Origin of the sequence: Methylocystis heyeri (genome assembly GCF_004802635.2) — a bacterium.
GTDB classification, from domain to species: Bacteria; Pseudomonadota; Alphaproteobacteria; order Rhizobiales; family Beijerinckiaceae; genus Methylocystis; species Methylocystis heyeri.
This window is the reverse complement of sequence record NZ_CP046052.1, coordinates 3,231,594-3,249,769: the sequence shown is the minus strand read 5'-3', so window position 1 is coordinate 3,249,769 and position 18,176 is coordinate 3,231,594. Positions and strand designations below refer to the sequence as shown.

15 protein-coding genes are annotated in these 18,176 nt (G+C 63.3%); 12 read left to right on the top strand and 3 right to left on the bottom strand.

What is annotated here, in order from left to right:
• The first annotated feature begins 117 nt into the window (after nucleotides 1-117).
• Nucleotides 118-573, top strand: coding sequence for an FKBP-type peptidyl-prolyl cis-trans isomerase (locus H2LOC_RS14745; protein ID WP_136497740.1), 456 nt, complete (start codon nucleotides 118-120; stop codon nucleotides 571-573).
• Nucleotides 574-745: 172 nt separating this feature from the next.
• Here the strand turns inward: H2LOC_RS14745 and ubiB are convergent, their stop codons facing one another.
• The 3 genes from ubiB to H2LOC_RS14730 form a co-directional block, all read right to left on the bottom strand.
• Nucleotides 746-2,311, bottom strand: coding sequence for a 2-polyprenylphenol 6-hydroxylase (gene ubiB / locus H2LOC_RS14740; RefSeq protein WP_136497739.1), 1,566 nt, complete (start codon nucleotides 2,309-2,311; stop codon nucleotides 746-748).
• A gap of 130 nt (nucleotides 2,312-2,441) precedes the next feature.
• Nucleotides 2,442-3,215 carry a bifunctional demethylmenaquinone methyltransferase/2-methoxy-6-polyprenyl-1,4-benzoquinol methylase UbiE gene (gene ubiE, locus H2LOC_RS14735; protein WP_136497851.1) on the bottom strand — a complete coding sequence of 258 codons (774 nt, stop codon included), beginning with the start codon at nucleotides 3,213-3,215 and terminating at the stop codon, nucleotides 2,442-2,444.
• Between the two features lie 83 nt (nucleotides 3,216-3,298).
• Nucleotides 3,299-4,711 (bottom strand): L,D-transpeptidase family protein, encoded by a 1,413-nt coding sequence (locus H2LOC_RS14730; RefSeq protein WP_136497738.1) that lies wholly within the window; start codon nucleotides 4,709-4,711, stop codon nucleotides 3,299-3,301.
• 205 nt (nucleotides 4,712-4,916) lie between these two features.
• Between H2LOC_RS14730 and H2LOC_RS14725 the strand changes: the two genes are divergently transcribed.
• The 11 genes from H2LOC_RS14725 to H2LOC_RS14675 all read left to right on the top strand — a co-directional run bounded on the left by H2LOC_RS14725 (nucleotide 4,917) and on the right by H2LOC_RS14675 (nucleotide 18,108).
• Nucleotides 4,917-5,255 (top strand): hypothetical protein, encoded by a 339-nt coding sequence (locus H2LOC_RS14725; RefSeq protein WP_136497737.1) that lies wholly within the window; start codon nucleotides 4,917-4,919, stop codon nucleotides 5,253-5,255.
• Nucleotides 5,256-5,642: 387 nt separating this feature from the next.
• Complete coding sequence (gene ychF, locus H2LOC_RS14720; protein ID WP_136497736.1) at nucleotides 5,643-6,740, top strand: redox-regulated ATPase YchF; 1,098 nt, start codon at nucleotides 5,643-5,645, stop codon at nucleotides 6,738-6,740.
• A 198-nt stretch (nucleotides 6,741-6,938) separates the two neighbouring features.
• On the top strand, nucleotides 6,939-8,546 hold the full coding sequence (locus tag H2LOC_RS14715) for a L,D-transpeptidase family protein (RefSeq protein ID WP_136497735.1): 1,608 nt from the start codon (nucleotides 6,939-6,941) through the stop codon (nucleotides 8,544-8,546).
• A gap of 299 nt (nucleotides 8,547-8,845) precedes the next feature.
• On the top strand, nucleotides 8,846-10,657 hold the full coding sequence (locus H2LOC_RS14710) for an ABC-F family ATP-binding cassette domain-containing protein (protein ID WP_136497734.1): 1,812 nt from the start codon (nucleotides 8,846-8,848) through the stop codon (nucleotides 10,655-10,657).
• Nucleotides 10,657-11,517 (top strand): bifunctional DNA-formamidopyrimidine glycosylase/DNA-(apurinic or apyrimidinic site) lyase, encoded by an 861-nt coding sequence (gene mutM / locus H2LOC_RS14705; protein WP_136497733.1) that lies wholly within the window; start codon nucleotides 10,657-10,659, stop codon nucleotides 11,515-11,517. Before H2LOC_RS14710 ends, mutM begins: the two co-directional genes overlap by 1 nt.
• Before the next feature lie 270 nt (nucleotides 11,518-11,787).
• Nucleotides 11,788-12,447, top strand: coding sequence for a hypothetical protein (locus tag H2LOC_RS14700; RefSeq protein ID WP_136497732.1), 660 nt, complete (start codon nucleotides 11,788-11,790; stop codon nucleotides 12,445-12,447).
• 281 nt (nucleotides 12,448-12,728) lie between these two features.
• Entirely contained in the window at nucleotides 12,729-13,493 is a 765-nt protein-coding gene (locus H2LOC_RS14695; RefSeq protein ID WP_136497731.1) for an ABC transporter ATP-binding protein, read from the top strand.
• Nucleotides 13,490-14,299 carry an ABC transporter permease gene (locus H2LOC_RS14690; protein ID WP_136497730.1) on the top strand — a complete coding sequence of 270 codons (810 nt, stop codon included), beginning with the start codon at nucleotides 13,490-13,492 and terminating at the stop codon, nucleotides 14,297-14,299. The genes H2LOC_RS14695 and H2LOC_RS14690 overlap by 4 nt, the downstream gene beginning before the upstream one ends.
• A gap of 2 nt (nucleotides 14,300-14,301) precedes the next feature.
• Nucleotides 14,302-15,024, top strand: coding sequence for a TlyA family RNA methyltransferase (locus tag H2LOC_RS14685; RefSeq protein ID WP_136497729.1), 723 nt, complete (start codon nucleotides 14,302-14,304; stop codon nucleotides 15,022-15,024).
• The gene (locus H2LOC_RS14680; protein ID WP_136497728.1) at nucleotides 15,021-16,283 is read left to right on the top strand and encodes a class I SAM-dependent RNA methyltransferase; all 1,263 of its coding nucleotides are present in this window, start codon (nucleotides 15,021-15,023) and stop codon (nucleotides 16,281-16,283) included. Before H2LOC_RS14685 ends, H2LOC_RS14680 begins: the two co-directional genes overlap by 4 nt.
• A gap of 424 nt (nucleotides 16,284-16,707) precedes the next feature.
• Complete coding sequence (locus H2LOC_RS14675; protein ID WP_136497727.1) at nucleotides 16,708-18,108, top strand: FAD-binding oxidoreductase; 1,401 nt, start codon at nucleotides 16,708-16,710, stop codon at nucleotides 18,106-18,108.
• Nucleotides 18,109-18,176 lie beyond the last annotated feature (68 nt).

The following is an 18,176-nucleotide window of genomic DNA, read 5'->3' as shown; positions in this document are numbered from 1 at the left end:
AGCGCATTCGGCTCAGCTTAAGCCGAGCGCGCTCTAAATCACATGGACTTTTCGAGCGCGTTCGACACTGAAGGGGCCGAACGCGCGCCGGTCGAAAACCTGACAGGGAGCAACAGAATGAAAGCCAGTTCACGCGCGCGGGTTTTTGGCTCCGCGATTCTAGCGGCCGTGGCCGGCGTGGCGCTCGGCGCCAAGGCCGCTTCGCCGATCGACGAGAGCAAGGCGACCGTCACCGTCAGCGGGCTCAAGATCATCGACACCAAGGAAGGAACCGGCGAGCAGCCGAGGCCCGGCCAGCTCTGCAAGATGCATTATACCGGCTGGCTCTATGCCAACGGCGCCAAGGGCAAGAAATTCGACAGCTCGCTCGATCGCGGCCAGCCTTTCGAGTTCACGCTGGGGCGCGGCCAGGTCATCGCCGGCTGGGACGAGGGCGTCGAGACCATGAAGGTCGGCGGCAAGCGCACGCTGATCATTCCGCCGGATCTCGGCTATGGCGCGCGCGGCGCCGGCGGCGTCATCCCGCCCAACGCCACGCTGATCTTCGACGTCGAGCTCCTGGGCGTGCAGTAACTATTGTCATCAGTTGTCGCTGGAAGGCGTCATTGCGAGCGCAGCGAAGCAATCCAGCAACAATCTATGCAAAGTCAAAGTAATAATGGCGCTGGCGTGGTTCTGGATTGCTTCGCTGCGCTCGCAATGACGTGATTGTATTACGCGCGCCGTGGTGGCGGAGATCCCTCGCCTATCGCTTCAATAACCAGACCGCTGTGAAGACGATAGCCGCGATCCAGAACAGGAACCGGTTCACAGCCGCGTGGCGCTGGCGCGACAGCTCCTCGAGCGAGTGGGCCGAGAGCTCGACGCCCCGCGCCGCCTGATTGGAAAGATGCGCCAGCGCGGTCTCGGCGTCGTGAAGCACCTTGGGCAGGCGGGTTGCGAGCTTGACTGTCTCCACCGCGCTTTTTCCGGCGTCCTCGACCTTGGCCATGGGGCCGAGATTGCTCTCGATCCAGTCGCGCACTACCGGGTCGGAGGTCTTCCAGATATTGAGCTTGGGGTCCAGCGTGCGGGCGACGCCCTCTGCGACCACCATGGTCTTTTGCAGCAGCACCAGCTCGGTGCGGGTGCGCATGTCGAACAGCGCCGTCACCTCGAAAAGCAGCGTCAGCAGCCGCGCCATCGAAATGTCGGAGGCGTTGACGGTGTGCAGCGGCTCGCCGATGGCGCGCAGCGCCTGGGAGAACTCCTCCACCGAATGGATCGGCGGCACATATCCGGCCTCGAAATGAACCTCGGCGACGCGGCGGTAGTCGCGGGTGATGAAGCCGTAGAGAATTTCGGCGAGAAAGCGCCGTTCCTTGAGGCCCAGCCGGCCCATGATGCCGAAATCGATCGCGACGATGCGGCCTTCCTTGTCGACGAACAGGTTTCCCTGATGCATGTCGGCGTGGAAAAACCCGTCGCGCATGGCGTGGCGCAAAAAGGACTGCAGGACCGTGCGTCCGAGCTCCTTCAGATCATGGCCTTCCGCCGCGACGCGGGCGAGATCGGAAAGCGGCGCGCCCTCGATCCATTCCAGCGTCAGCACATCCTTGGCGGTGCGGTCCCAATCCACATGGGGGGCGTGGAAATCGGGATCGTTCGCCACATTGTCGCGGAATTCGGAAGCCGCCGCCGCCTCGAGGCGGAAATCTGTCTCCAGCTTCACCGTGCGAGCCAGCGTGTCGACCACCTCGACCGCGCGCAGCCGGCGCCCTTCCGAGGAATATCGCTCCGCAAGCCGGGCGACGAGATACATGTCGGCGAGGTCTCTGGCGAAATGCGCCTCGACGCCGGGGCGCAGAACCTTGACCGCCACTTTGCGCTCGCCATCCGGGTAGCGCGCAATGGCCATATGGACCTGCGCCACGGAAGCTGCGGCGACGGGCTCGCCGAGGCTGACGAAGAGCTGGTCGATCGGCCGGCCCAGCGATTTTTCGATGATGGCGACCGCGGCCTCGCGGCCGAACGGCTGCATGCGATCCTGCAGCGCGGTGAGCGCATTGGCGATTTCGCCGCCGACAATATCCGGGCGGGTGGCGAGAAACTGGCCGAGCTTGACGTAGGACGGGCCGATCTGCGCGAAAGCCCGCACCAGGGCCGTTGCGCCGCCGCCGACGTCCTTGCGCGCGATGAGATTGGCCAGCCGCACCGGCAGTCCCGCCGCCGGCGGCAGCAGGGCGGGATCGAGACCGGCGAAGACGCCTTCGCGCGCCAGAATATATCCGGCGCGCGCCAAACGCAGAAAATGCCCCAGGCCGAAAAACACGAGGAACCGCCGTTTCTATATTGATCGAACATGATCCAGCAGAACCGTCTCGCCGGTTCTGCGGGCGATATGTTCCGCTGGTTTTTTGAAGGCGCGGAGCGCCGCGCCGTTCGAGCGGAAGACCGCAGAATTAATAGGGCTTCCACCCCGAATGGATCGCCACCACGCCGCCGGTCAGACGCTCGAAGCCGGTGCGGCGGAATCCCGCCTTGCGGATCATGCCTTCGAAATCGTCGGCGCGCGGGAATTTCTGGATCGATTCGACCAGATAGCGATAGGGCTCGGCGTCCCCGGCGACGAGCTTGCCCACCGCGGGGATGACATTGAAGGAATAGGCCTCGTAGATCTTGTCGAGGCCCGGAACCGCGACCTGCGAAAATTCGAGGCACAGGAACCGGCCGCCGGGCTTCAGCACGCGGAAGGCTTCGTTCAGCCCGACCTGAATCCGCGGCACGTTGCGGATGCCGAAGGCGATGGTGTAGGCGTCGAAATGATTGTCGGGGAAGGGCAGGCTCTCGGCGTTGGCCTGGACGAATTCGACGCGGTCGTCGAGCCCGCGCTCGCGCGCCCGGTCGCGGCCGACCTCCAGCATGTCGCCGTTGATGTCCAGCACCACGATCTTGGCGTCGGAGCCGGCTTTCTGGGCGACGCGGAAGGCGATGTCGCCGGTTCCGCCCGCAACGTCGAGATGGCGGAAGCCGGCCTGGCTCCGCGTGTTCACCTTGCCGACGAAGACGTCCTTCCAAAGCCGGTGCATGCCGCCCGACATCAGGTCGTTCATGATGTCGTAGCGGCGCGCGACCTTGTGGAACACATTGTCGACCAGCCCCTGCTTTTCCGAAAGCGGCACTTCGGAGAAGCCGAAATGCGTGGCGTCGTCTTGATCGGAATGGGGATGTGTCATCGCAGGCCCGGGTTCGAGATAGAAGTCGGGGGAGGTATAGCCGCTGCCGGCGCCCATGGCTATATGGGCGCGAGCCTTCGTCCCTACCTCGATATCTCGCCGCCCACCTCGTCCACGCCATAGACGTCGTCGCGGAAATGCACCGTGCCGTCGGACGAAGCCCAGCCCGTCATATAGACCCAGATCACCGGGACGACGTGGTTCAGCTTGACCTCCTCGCGCTGGCCGGCGGCGATTTTCGACATGATGGCCTCCTTGTCCCAGTGGCCGGGGGCGTCCTGCAGCAGCCAGGCGGCGAGATCATAGACGCCCTGGACCCGCACGCAGCCATGCGACAGGAAGCGATAGTCGTTGGCGAAGAGATTCTTGGTCGGCGTGTCGTGCATATAGACGGAATGGGGATTGGGCATCGAAATGCGGATCGAGCCCAGCGAATTGCCGGCGCCGCTGTCCTGGCGCAGGGTGTAGTTGAGCGCTTTTTCGCTGCTCCAGTTCACCGCGCGGGGATCGATCTCGTCGCCGCGATTGTCGAGCACGCGGATTTTCGCCCGCGCCAGATAGCCGGGATCGCGCTGCATCTTGGGGGCGATCTCGTTCTTGATGATCGAGCTCGGCACCGTCCAGGTCGGATTGATGTTCACCGCGACGATTTTCGCGGAGACTTCGGGCGAATGATGCTCGACGTCGCCGACGATCGCCGTATAGCGATGGACGACGCGATCGTTCTCCACGGCGTCCACGGCGGTCGAGGGAATATTGACGACGACATAGCGCTGGCCGAAAGGGAAATCGACCCCGGCGAGCCGCTGCGCGCTGGAGGCGAGCTGGCGGAAGCGCACCGTTGCGGGAATGTCGAGCGCGCGCAGGGTCGCCCCGGCGACGACGCCGGTCTGGCGCAGGCCCATGCGGAACTGAAACCGCTTCACCGCCTCGGTGAGGCCGGCGTCCCATGCCGGGCTCGCACCAGAGACGGCGTCGTCCTCGGCGGCGAGGCGCCGGCGCAACGCCGACACCGCAGGCCCCTTGGCGCCGGGCTGCAGGGCAACTCCGACCTTGGGCCAGCCGCCCTGGTCGACGATGGCGGCGTAGCGCTCCGAAGCCTTGGAGGTGGTGAAGAAGGTTTCGGGCTGCAGGACCGGGGTGGGATCGTCGGAAAGCGCAGTCTCGCGCGGCGGGGCTGGCTTCGGCTTGGGTTTAGGCTTCGGCTTGACGGGCTCCGCCGGCGCGGTCGTCTGCGCCGCCTCGGGGGCGGGCGCGGGAGCCGGCGTCGCCGGCTGAGGCGCAGCCGGGGCCGAAGGCGCGGCCGGAGCCGGAGATGCGGTTGGCGCAGGGGGCGCCGCGCCGATGGGAGGCGAGCCTTTGGGAACGGCCGGCGAGGCTTCCTGCCCGCAAAGCGGGCTGGCGAGGCCGAGCGTCAGGGCGCCGGCCAGGGCGCAAACGACGGGGCCCGGCGCGACGTGGGACCGCGGCCTTTGCGTCGCGCGGTTTTTTCTCATGCTGATATCCGTGAACCTGATCTTAGGTTTCCGATGCGGGATGGGCGCCGCGGGCGGGCGCTTCGCCTGTTGGCGGTCTTTTTCGGCCGGGCTGACCCGGAGGTCAACTCCATTAACGAGCGGATTCAAGGGAAAGACCGGCGATTTTTGCGCCGCAGGACGTAAGATGCCGTCATTCCAAAGCTATTGCCGCAAGGAGTTTCCCATGCCGATGTTCAAGCTGCCCTTGTCCGGGGACGTCGCCCAGACCATCAATCCCTGGCGATTCGCATTCGACCCGATCGGCGGGCAATACGGCCTCGTCAACATCACGCTCGGCCAATCGAGCGCGCCGGAGGTCGAAGCCGATGTGCTCTCGGACGTCGCCGGCTATGGCAAGCAGCTCGGCCGGATCGGCGACGCGCTTCTGGTGCTGCTGAAATATCTGCCCCGGGACGCGGACCTCGCCCCGGAGGACGCCGCCGCGATTGCGGCTCTTCACGCCATGCTGGCCGATATCGAAAAGGTGAAAAAGCGCCACGCCAGGCGGCGGGCGCACAAATAGCGCCGGGCCAGGACGTTCGAGCGAACCCTTCAGCCTCCGCAACCTCATCCTGAGGGCCCGCCAGCGCGCTTTCCGTTCGAACGGAAACATTCGAGCGATAAGAAATCGCGCCAGAATTAATTAGCAAAAGCGCATTCTTGTCGCAAAAGTCAGTCGACTTTTGCGGAATGCGCTCCTGCGGGCGTCTCGAAGGATGAGCAAAGAGAGATACCATAGGCCCGGCCAAGACGGCCTCCTGGAGATGCGTGACTCCCTTAGCCTCGGAATGAGGAAGTTGGAGCTGCTTCATCCGTTCGCCCGAGCGCGGCGGCGCCTGCACTTGCCTTTTCCGCCCGGCCCGCCCATACCGCGCCGCAACCATATCTCATTTTCCAACCGGGACCGGCCATGGGCTTCAAATGCGGCATCGTGGGTTTGCCGAATGTCGGCAAATCCACCCTTTTCAACGCGCTGACGCAGACCGCGGCGGCGCAGGCGGCCAATTATCCTTTCTGCACCATCGAGCCCAATGTCGGCGAAGTCGCCGTGCCGGACCCGAGGCTCGAGGAGCTTTGCAGAATTGCGGGCTCCAAGCAGATCATCCCGACGCGGCTGACCTTCGTCGACATCGCCGGCCTCGTGCGCGGGGCCTCCAAGGGCGAGGGGCTCGGCAATCAGTTTCTCGCCAATATCCGCGAATGCGACGCCGTGGCCCATGTCGTGCGCTGCTTCGAGGACGGCGACGTCACCCATGTCGAGGGCGGCGTCGACCCCTTGCGCGACATCGAGACCATCGAGACCGAATTGATGCTGTCCGATCTCGAAAGCCTGGAAAAGCGGGTCGTCGCGCTGGAGAAGAAAGCCAAGGGCGGCGACAAGGACGCCAAGGAACTGCTCGACCTCATGAACCGCTGCCTCGTGCTGCTGCGCGAAGGCAAGCCGGCGCGCATGGTGGAGATCAGGCCGGAAGAGCGCGTCATGCTCGCCGGCCTCGGCCTTTTGTCTTCCAAGCCTGTGCTCTATGTCTGCAATGTCGAGGAAGCCGCCGCCGCCGAGGGCAATTCCAACTCGGAAAAGGTCGCCGCGCGCGCGGCGCAGGAGGGGGCCGCCTGCGTGGTGGTGTCCGCGAAGATCGAAAGCGAGATCGCGGTCCTGCCTCCCGAGGAGCAGAAGGAATATCTCGAAGCCGTCGGACTCGACGAGCCGGGACTGAACCGGGTGATCCGCGCCGGCTACAACCTGCTGCATCTGATCACCTATTTCACCGTCGGACCCAAGGAGGCCCGCGCCTGGACCATCGAAAACGGGACACGCGCGCCGCAGGCCGCGGCGGTCATCCATACCGATTTCGAAAAGGGCTTCATCCGCGCCGAGACCATCGCCTTCAAGGACTATGTCGCCTTCAAGGGCGAGGCCGGAGCGCGGGAGAACGGCAAGCTGCGGCTCGAAGGCAAGGAATATGTCGTGGAGGACGGCGACGTCCTGCATTTCCGCTTCAACACCTGAGATTCATTGGCCGAAGCCTGTGGCCGGAAGGCCACAGGCGCTGAGGAATCCCAAAGCGCGCCGCCTTCCGGCGCGCTTCGCATTTGAATATGGCCGCGGCGGCGATAGACTAATTTTTAAATCCGTTAGGGGTAATGAACCCTTATCGAGGCTGCTGGGGCGGCCTTCGCCAAAAAAGGCGCGCCCACGGGAAAAATCATGTCGCTTCGCTCGCGGACCGCTCCGCTTCTTTCGGCTGCGCTGGCAATCTTCATGTATTGCGGGGGCGAAGCCGCGGCCGCGGAGGGCGCGCCGTTTCGCCAAAGTCTCCTCCAGGCGCCGCCGCCGGTCGTGCAGATCGCCAATGCGAGCCCCGCCGCTGCGCCTCAGCCCGATTTCTCTTTGTTCGAGCCCTTCGAGGCCTCGCCTCTGGCGGAGCTGGTCAAAATCACGCCGGTTCCGTTCGACGACAGGCAGTTCGCCTTCGAACTGCTGCGGGACGACCAGCGCGCCCTGGCTCTGGCGCTCGACGACTGGAGCCGCGCGGTCCCGCGCGGAGAGCGTCGCCGCCAGCGCGCCGCCATAGCGTCCCTGTATCAAGCCCATGATTTCTCTCCGCTGTGGCTGACCGGGCACGACTGGAGCCCGGCCGCGGTCGACGCCGCGAAACGGCTTCGCCAGGCCGCGGACGACGGACTCGACCTGCGCTCTCTTCGCATTCCGGCTGTGGAGGCGGGCAGGCCGCAGCTCGCGGATGATTTTTTCCTCTCCGAGGCCGTCGCCGCCTATGTCGCACAGGCTTCGGGCTCGCGCGTCGATCCAAGGCGCATTTCCCGGCTGATCGGGGAGCGTCCGCCTTTGCCGGATGTCGCGGCGTCTCTTGCGCGCGTCGCCGCCGCCGGCGCCGGGGCGGGCGAAGTGTTGCAGGGCTTCAACCCTCCGCATGAGCAATATGCGCAATTGCGCACGAAACTCGCCGAGATTCGCGCCGGAACCGCCCTCAATGCGGAAGACCAGTTCGCTGCGGCCAATCCGCTTGATCCGCTGGAGGATTTCAGCGCCGCCGCGCGCAAGGCCGAGCGGCGCAAATCGCTCTCGGGCAAGGCCCCGGCCTCGCGCATGGAAGCCGAAATCATCGCCAATATGGAGCGCTGGCGCTGGCTGCCGCGCGACCTCGGCGACACCCATGTCGAGGTGAATATTCCCGGATTCGAGCTCACGGTGGTTCGCGGCGGTTCGGTGGCGCATCGCACGCGGGTCATCGTGGGCAAGGAGGAAACCCCGACGCCGGTCTTTTCCAACGCGCTACGCTACATCATCGTCAATCCGTCCTGGAACGTGCCGCAGTCGATCATCAACAAGGAACTGCTGCCCAAGCACGGCGGCGATCTGTCGTCGCTGGCCAAGCGCGGCTGGAAGGTCGGCTGGAGCAACGGCAGGCTGAGCGTGCGCCAGCCCCCCGGCGAAGGCAATGCGCTCGGGCGCATCAAATTCATGTTCCCCAACGATTTCTCGGTCTATCTCCACGATACGCCGTCGCGGGGTCTGTTCTCTTCCCAGAAACGCGCCTTCAGCCATGGCTGCATGCGGGTCGAGGACCCCTTTGCGCTCGCCGAGGCGGTGCTGGGCCCAGGCAGCGGCTGGTCCGAGGAGCGGGTCAAAAAGCTCATCGGCGGCTCCGAGCGCTACATTAATCTCAAAGAGCCCCTGCCGATCCACATCGAATATTTCACCGCCTATGTCGACGAATATGGCCAGCTGAAAATGCGCGACGATCTTTACGGCTATTCCGCCCGCGTGCGTAAGGAACTGGGGCTCGGGGGCTGATCCCGAGCCGCGTTCAAGAGTAACGCGGCAATCAACGGCCGTCGTGGTGAACGAAGCGAAGCAATCCAGAGTCGGCAGGCTTATGATTGCTCTGCTGTTATCAATAAATACTTTTAAGTCGGGGTTGTTGCTACTCTGGATCGCTTCGCTACGCTCGCGATGATGCCTTTTCAGTTGGATATATTACTGCTGAAATGATAGAATTTTCTCCGATTCCGACATGAAACCGCTATGGGTCGACAAGCGGCCCCAAAGCATGGGAAAGCAGGCGTGAAACCTTTGGAAAATCACCAAACCGCATGGCTGCTCCTCCCCTTCTCGCCTTAAACGGCGTCACGCTCACTCTCGGCGGCAAACCTTTGCTCGACGGCGCCGACCTTTCAGTCGCGCCGGGTGCGCGGCTGTGTCTCGTCGGGCGAAATGGCTCCGGCAAATCGACTTTGCTCAAGATCGCGGCCGGGGAAATCGAGCCGGACGGCGGCGAGCGTTTTCTGCAGCCGGGGGCCTCCCTGCGCTACCTGCCGCAGGAGCCGGATTTCTCGGATTTCCAGACCGTGATGGAATTCGTCGAGGCGGGGCTCGGCCCGCTGGACGATCCCTATTTCGCGCGCATGCTTCTCGAAGGGCTGGGGCTGACCGGCGAAGAGAACCCTTCGCGGCTCTCGGGCGGGGAGGGTCGCCGCGCCGCTCTGGTGCGCGCCCTCGCGCCTCAGCCGCATGTTCTGCTGCTGGACGAGCCGACGAACCATCTCGACCTCCCTACCATCCTCTGGCTGGAGGAAAAGCTCGCAAGCCTGCGCTCGGCGCTGGTGCTGATCAGCCACGATCGCCGCTTCCTGCAGGATCTCACCCGCGAGACGGTGTGGCTCGACCGGGGCCGCACGCGACATCTCGACAGCGGCTTCAAGGATTTCGAGGCCTGGCGGGACCGCGAGCTCGAGGAAGAAGAGCGCCAGCAGCACAAGGCCGACCGCAAGATCGTCGCCGAGGAGCACTGGCTGCGCCACGGCGTTTCCGGCCGGCGCAAGCGCAATGTCAAACGGCTCGATAACCTGCGCACATTGCGCGCCGAACGGCGCCAGAGGGTGGCGCCGACGGCGGAAGTGAAGTTCGAAGCCAGCGAGGCGCAGCTCTCCGGCAGGCTGGTCATCGAGGCGATCAAGATCGGCAAATCTTACGGCGAGCGCGTCATCGTCGATGGTTTTTCAACCCGCGTGCTGCGCGGAGATCGCCTTGGAATCGTCGGGGCCAATGGCGCCGGCAAGACGACGATGGTCAATCTCCTGACCGGGGTCCTTGCGCCCGACCACGGCAAGGTGAAGCTCGGCGCCAATCTCGCCATGGCGACGCTCGAGCAAAGCCGCGCCAGCCTGCGTCCCGAAAGCACGCTGCAGGACGTCCTTACGGGCGGCGGCTCGGATTTCGTCGAGATCAACGGCGAGCGCCGCCATATCGTCGGCTATATGCGGGATTTCCTGTTCAAGCCGGAACAGGCGCGCACGCCGGTCGCGCGGCTCTCGGGCGGCGAGCGCGGACGCCTGATGCTGGCCCGCGCTTTGGCGCAGCCCTCCAACGTCCTGGTGCTGGACGAGCCCACCAACGACCTCGACCTCGAAACGCTCGATCTTCTGGAGGAGATGCTGGCCGATTACCCCGGCACGCTGATCGTCGTGAGCCACGACCGCGATTTTCTCGATCGCGTGGCGACTTCCGTCCTGATGAGCGATGGCGACGGCCGCTGGCTGGAATATGCCGGCGGCTATTCCGACATGACGGCCCAGCGCGGCGCGGGCGTGGAAGCGCGCGCAGGCGTTCAGCCCCAGCGCGCCGAACCCAAGGAAAAGCCGGCCCCGCGTGAAAAACCCGCCGGCAAGGCGCGGCTCTCCTTCAAGGAACAGCATGCGCTGACCACCCTGCCGGCCAAAATGGAAGAGCTGCGCGGCAAGATCGGCAAGCTCAAGCAATTGCTGGACGATCCCGAGCTTTATACCCGCGATCCGGCCAAATTCTCGCGCGCCGGGGTTGTGCTGGCGGAAACCGAGGCCGAGCTCGCCCGCGCCGAGGAGGAATGGCTGGAGCTCGAGATCAAGCGCGAGGAGATAGAGGGCTAATGCCCGAGCTGCCCGAGGTCGAGACCGTGCGGCGAGGCCTCGCCCCCGTATTCGAGGGGGCGAGATTTGCGCGCGTCGATCAGCGCCGGGCCGATTTGCGGGTTCCTTTCCCCAAGGATTTCGCAAAGCGCCTTGCGGGGCGGCGCGTCGAGGCGCTGCGCCGGCGAGCGAAATATCTCATCGCCGAGCTCGATGACGGCGAGGCCCTCGTCATGCATCTCGGCATGAGCGGGTCGTTCCGTATCGAGAAGGACCAAATGCCGGCCGAGGGCGGGCAGAACCCGGCTCACGACCATGTTGTGTTCGAGTTCGATAACGGCGCCCGCGTCACCTATAATGATCCGCGCCGCTTCGGCTGCATGGTTCTGGCGCCCGCGGCGGAGCTGGAACAACATCCGCTTTTTGCCGGGCTCGGCGTCGAGCCGCTCGGCAATGAGATGAACGCGCAGACCCTTGCCGATGAGCTCAATGGCCGCAAGACCACGCTCAAAGCCGCTTTGCTCGATCAAAGAAACATCGCCGGACTCGGCAATATTTATGTTTGCGAGGCGCTGCACCGCGCCGGATTGTCTCCTTTTCGCGCCGCGGGAAGCGTGGTCAACGCCTCGGGAAAGCCCTCGCAGGCGCTGGAGCGGCTGGCGCGGGCGATCCGGGAAGTGCTTTTGGAGGCGATCGAGGCGGGCGGCTCGTCGCTGCGCGATCATCGCCAGACCGACGGCTCGCTGGGGTATTTCCAGCATAATTTTCGCGTCTACGATCGCGAGGGCGAGCCTTGCCCGACCAAGGGCTGCAAGGGCGTCATCGCGCGCAAGGCCCAGAACGGAAGATCCACCTTTTATTGTCCGGTGTGTCAGAAGTAGGCTTGGTTGTACATCCGAGATCGCAAGGGTTAGCAAAACGGCTGAGTCACAATGCGTCACGCGCACTTGGGCCGCCATCTCACCCGATCTGACCTAACGAAGATTTTGAAGCGGCCGCTACAGCACTTTTTGGGCTCGCACTGACAGCCGATTCTGGCATAGGCTTGTGCGTCTCTGGAGGGGGTGCTAGCCAGCCCTTTCGAAGCATTTTGCTCCCGCGACGGGACGTCAGCTTCGCTGCTACCAAGCTTTCCTTCGGAAGTTCATTCGATGGCCCCTAAACCGCCTATTCCGCCCGATCGTCCTCGTGCTCCTAGATTCAAGGGTAAAAAGAAGGCCACTCGAAAGAAGGAGAGTATTACTCTACGCGAGCTTTCCAAACAGCTGCCCAACAACGAAGATTTTGAAGCGATAATGGATGAGATTGCGTGTGCAAGCGATAGGAGTGCGGCGATTGTTCTGGCGTCTGTTGTAGACCGTTATCTTGAATCGGCTATAATTGACAGCTTTGTACGCAACGATAGGAAAACAAAAGAAAATCTAACGGCAACTGGAGGGTCATTAGACGGATTTTTCAGCAAAATACACCTTGGTTACGCGATGGGTTTGTACAATCAACAGAAATGCAATGAACTTGAGGCGGTAAGGAGAATACGGAATTCGTTTGCCCACTCGGCAAAAAACATAACATTCGAGACGCCTCAAATCAGTGTAGAGTGCAGCATTTTCAGGCCCTTGCGAAGACTTGGGTCAAATGCTTCTAATAGAGAAAAATATATATCAGCATGCGAACGAATTGCCATGTTTCTAATCGGGATTATGTTTTTGAGGCGTGCAAACAAACTTATTGAGAAGGGCCTTGTGCTTGATGACGAGCTTAAATCGACGATTTCAAATCTTGAAAGTCATTACGATATTTTAAGTGCATGACATTGTTGAAGTACATGCTTGCGATGGGCTCGGGTTCGCCTTGGGAGTTAAGGGGTGCCCTTGATTTCATAAGGCCTGTTTCTTGATCCTTTAGCGCTACGGAATTCACAGCGTCTCGGGTCTCGGTCGAGGTAGAGTCCATTCCGTTATCGCCTTTAGCCTTGGCCTATGCAGTTTTGTCGCGAAGCTGAATTATTTCATAGCCCCGGACCGCTCGCCTCCATTTGAGTCGCATCCCATAAGCTTGCCATCCCTCCAACGACAAGGCTAAAACCCCCGCCATGCCCGCAACCGCGCCTGCGGCCCTTTGCGTCAAGGGCCTTTCCAAATCCTATGACGGGAAAAGCGTCGTCGGGCCGCTCAGCTTTGCGCTCGCGCCCGGCTCGGTCACGGGCCTGCTCGGCGGCAACGGCGCGGGCAAGACCACCACCATCGGCATGATCATGGGGCTGATCGAGCCGACGACCGGAACCATTTGCGCGCTCGGCTGCGACATGGCGCGCGAGCGGGCCAAGGTGCTGGGCCGGATGAATTTCGAGAGCCCCTATGTGGATATGCCGCACAGGCTCACGGTGCGGCAGAATCTGAACGTCTTCGCCATGCTCTATGGCGTGCCCCGGCGCGACGAAAAAATCGCCCGCCTCGCAAAAGAATTCGCGCTCGAAGATTTCATCGACCGGCCCACCGGGCGCCTTTCCGCCGGCCAGAAGACCCGCGTCGCGCTCGCCAAGGCGCTGCTCAACGATCCCGCGCTGCTGCTGCTCGATGAGCCCACCGCCTCGCTCGATCCCGACACCGCCGATTGGGTGCGGGCGCGGATCGAGGATCATCGCCGCGCCCATAATTGCACCATATTGCTCGCCTCGCACAATATGAACGAGGTCGAGCGCCTGTGCGATCGGGTGATGATGCTGCGTCAGGGCGCGATCGTCGACGACGCTTCTCCCGCAGCATTGCTGGAACGTTACGGCCGCGCGACGCTCGAAGAGGTTTTTCTGGATGTGGCTCGGGGGCGCGCCACAGCGTCCAGCGGGGCGCAGGCATGAACGGATTCTCCTTCTCGCGCGTCGGCGCGATGATGCTGCGCTATACTTTTCTGCTGCGCTCCTCCTGGCCGCGGCTGATCGAAATGGTCTATTGGCCGACTGTGCAGATGCTGACCTGGGGCTTTCTCCAGAGCTACATTGCGCAGGCCAGCGGCGGCGCGAGCGTCTCCGGCAAATTCGCCGAAACGCTGATCGGCGCCGTGCTGCTATGGGATATTCTTTTGCGCGCGCAGCAGGGCTTCGCTTTCTCTTTTCTCGAAGAAATGTGGTCGCGCAATCTCGCCAATCTCTTGATGAGCCCGCTGACCACCGCCGAGTTTCTGGTGTCGCTGATGGGGATGAGTCTGGTGCGTCTCTTCATCGGCGTCGCGCCGGTGACGCTGCTGGCGATTCTGTTCTTCGGCTTTAATCTATGGTCGCTGGGCCTTGCTCTGGCGGGTTTTTTCGTGGTGCTTTCGCTGTTCGCCTGGAGCATGGGCCTCTTTGTGTGCGGCATGCTGCTGCGCTACGGCCTCGGCGCCGAGAACCTCGCCTGGTCGCTGATGTTCGCGGTGCAGCCGCTCGGCTGCGTCTATTATCCGGTCGCGGTTCTGCCGTCGTGGCTGCAATATGTCGCCTGGGCGCTGCCGCCGACTTACGTGTTCGAAGGTTTGCGCGCGGCGCTGATCGACCATGTCTTTCGCGTCGATCTGATGGCGATCGGATTTGGGATGGACATCGTCCTCTTCATCGGCGCAGTCTTCGCCTTTGTCCGCCTGCTCGCGGGCGCGCGCAGGGCGGGCAGCCTGCTGCAGACCGGGGAGTAGCAATGCCGCGCGCAGACCAGCTCCTCGCCGAGCGAGGATTCTTCGAAAGCCGCGCCAAGGCGCGCGAGGCCATCGAGGCGGGACTGGTTTCCGCCAACGGCCGCGTGGTCTCAAAACCAGCGGAGCAGATCGAGGAAACCGCCGAAATAATCGCCAGCGCGCCTTACCCGTGGGTGTCGCGCGGCGGCGTCAAGCTCGCTCATGCGCTCGAGCGTTTCGATGTCGATCCATCGGGCCGTTACTGCCTCGATATCGGCGCATCCACCGGGGGGTTCACCGACGTGCTTCTGTCTCGCGGCGCGCGCCGGGTCGTCGCCGTGGACGTTGGCCATGGCCAGCTGCATCCGCGCATCGCGGGCGATCCGCGGGTGACCTCTTTCGAGGGTCTCGACGCCCGTGCATTGAGGGCGGAACAGCTCGCCGAGCCGCCGAGCCTCGTCGTATGCGACGCCAGTTTCATCTCTCTCGTCCTGCTGCTGCCGAACATGCTCTCTCTTGCTGCGGCGGACGCCATCCTCGTGACGCTGGTGAAGCCGCAGTTCGAAGCCGGGCCGGGCGCGGTCAAGAAAGGCGTCGTGCGAGACGCCGGCGTTCACAGGCGCGTTTGCGACCGCATTGCGGCGGAAGTCGAGCGGCTCGGCTGGCGCGTCGTCGGCGTCTCCCCGTCGCCGATCGAGGGCGGCGACGGCAATCGCGAATTCCTGCTTTGCGCACGGCGGTCATGACAAAAGAAACAGTGGAATTGTTCATCGAGCGGCTGGGTCATCGCGGCGAGGGCGTGGCGCGGCTCGGCGAGCGGCTGGTCTTCGTTCCATTTGCGCTCGCGGGGGAAAAAATCCGCGCCGAGGTGGAGGGCGAACAGGGACGTCTGCTCGAAATCCTGGAGCCTTCCCCCCACCGCATCGAAGCCTCCTGTCCTTATTATGGCGTTTGCGGCGGCTGCGCCGTGCAGGCGCTCTCGAACGCCGCCTATGCGCAATGGAAGCGCGGATTGGTCGAGACGGCCCTGCGCAATGCGGGCGTTGCGGCGCAGGTCGCGCCGCTCGTCGACGCCCATGGTTCGGGAAGGCGGCGGGCGACGTTTCACGCGCGCGGGGCGCGCGTCGGATTCATGCAGGCGCGCTCCCATGAAATCGTGGAAATCGAGTCCTGCCCCTTGCTCGAGGCGGGGCTCGAGCCTGCGCTCGCAGCGGCGAAATCGATCGCAAAAAGCCTCGCGGCGAAGAACAAGCCGCTCGATATCGCTGCGACGCTGACGCTGGAGGGACTGGACATAGACATTCGCGGCTGCGGTGAGCTTTCCGAAAGCGAGACGACCTCGCTCGCCGGCGTCGCGGAAAGACACGATCTCGCGCGGCTCGCCAATCACGGCCGCATCGTGGCGCTGCGCCGCAAGCCCTATATCGCCGTCGGCAAGGCGCAGGTCTCGCCGCCTTCGGGAAGTTTCCTGCAGGCGACCGAGGCCGGCGAAGAGGAACTGGCGAGACTCGTCGCCGCTGCGGCGCAGGACTCGAAATGCGTCGCCGATCTTTTCTGCGGCGTCGGCGCCTTTGCGCTGCGATTGGCCGCGCAGCGTCGCGTATTCGCCTATGACAACGACGCGGGAGCCGTCGCAGCGCTGCTTGAGGCTGCGCGCGCGGTTCAGGGCCTGCGACTTGCTGACGCATATGCGCGCGATTTATTCCGCAAACCGCTTCAGGCCGGCGAACTCGCTTCTTTCGACGCCGTCGTTTTCGATCCGCCCCGGGCGGGGGCGCAGGCGCAGGCGCAGCAACTCGCCAAATCCGGGGTCGCCCGGATCGTCGCGGTTTCATGCAATCCCCAAAGCTTCGCGCGTGACGCGAAAACCCTCGTTTCCGGCGGTTATGCGCTCAGCGAGGTCATTCCGGTCGATCAGTTCCGTTTTTCGTCCCATGTCGAGCTGGTCGCGGCGTTTTCGCGCGAATTGCGCGCGCCGCGCAAACGCGCGCTGTTGTCGCGTTAGCCTGTCGCAATAAGTTTACAAATGCGGCTCTGCGCCGGCTTCAGGCGGCTTCGTCCAAGATTTGATTAATTTGCGAGTAAGTTTGCTGTGCCGACAATTGGCGTAATGCCTTGAGTCTAATGGCGACGGAACCTGCGCAATTTTTCTTGCCGCTTCAAAAAAACAGGCATAGCATTTGCGTCAGATATCCGTGTGGATGGGAGATTGTCGGTCTCCCCGGAATATGGAAGGAGATGTGGTCATGATGAGTGCGCTATTCGCTGCAGCATTATGCAGTATCGTCCTGGCCTGCGCCCCGGCCGCCAAGGCCGTTTACGTTTATGCCCGGCGCGATCAGAGATCGGGCCGCCGCCGTTATCGCTAAAGCGACGGGAGAGCGCAGGACAAGAGTGGTTTCGCCGGAAGTTTCCAATTGGACAGCGCGATGGACTTGCTTGCGCGCCTCGCGTCGGCGGTAGGCGAAAAAAACGTCCTCGCCGGACCGGATGAAATCGCAGCTTACGCGCAAGAGCCGCGCGGTCTGTTTCAGGGACGCGCTCTTGCGGTCGTCAAGCCTGCAAATGTCGCTCAAGTCTCGCAGGTTCTCGCTCTTTGCAACGAGAGCGGAACCGGCGTGGTTCCCCAGGGCGGCAACACGGGTCTGGTGGGCGGGCAAACGCCCGACGCCTCCGGCCTGCAGATCATACTCTCCCTGCTGAGGCTCGATCGCATTCGCGACGTAGATCCGCTTTGCGACGCCATGACGCTGGAGGCCGGCGTCACCTTGGCCAGGGCGCAGGAAGCGGCCGAATCGGTCGACAGATATTTTCCGCTTTCGCTGGCCTCGGAAGGCTCCTGCACGATCGGCGGCAATCTCGCGACCAACGCCGGCGGCGTGCATGTCGTTTCCTATGGATCGGCGCGGGCGCTGGCCTTGGGCGTCGAAGCGGTTCTGGCCGATGGCCGCATATTGTCCACTTTGTCGAAGCTCCGCAAAGACAATACAGGCTATGATCTCACTTCGCTGTTGATCGGGTCCGAGGGCACCCTCGGCGTCATCACCGCGGCGACGATGAAGCTGTTTCCGCGCCCGCGCGCGCGTATTTGCGTTTTTCTAGGCCTGTCGGAGCCGGCGCGGGCGCTGGCTTTGTTCGGTGAGTTCAAGTCCCGTCTCGGGCCGGAGCTGCAGGCTTTCGAACTCATGCCGCGCATCGGGCTCGACTTTGTGCTGCGCCACATCCCCGGCTCCCGCGATCCTTTGCCCGAGCAATATCCCTGGTATGCGCTGGCGGATTTCGCTTCGATGCAGGACGACGGGATCGAGGATCGCGTGATTGCGGCGCTCGCCGACACGGAGGCCGCCGGTCTTTCGGGCGCCGCCGCCATCGCCTCCAGCCTGGCGCAAGCGGAAGATTTCTGGCGGCTGCGCGAATCCATGTCCGAGGCGCAAAAATTTGAAGGCGGCTCGATCAAGCACGATGTCTCCGTGCCGATCGGAGATACCCCGGCCTTCATCGACGAGGCCAGTCGCGCCGTGACGGCTTTCATTCCCGGCGCGCGGCCCGTGCCTTTCGGCCACATGGGCGACGGCAATATTCATTTCAATGTTTCGCAGCCGCTCGGAATGGAGAAGAGCGACTTTCTGGCGCGCTGGGACGAGGTCAATGAAATCGTCCACGGGATCGTTGCGAAACTCGGAGGATCGGTTTCGGCAGAGCACGGCGTCGGCGTTTTGAAGCGAGACCTGTTGCGGCGCGTCAAAGCCCCCGTGGCGCTGGAAGCCATGCGGGCGATCAAGGCGAGCCTCGATCCCAAAGGCGTTCTCAATCCAGGCAAGTTGCTCTGATATGGCTTCCGCGAGATCGCTTCGCGATCCGCAGGACGAGTTTTGCGGCGAACGAATAAGAAATGCCG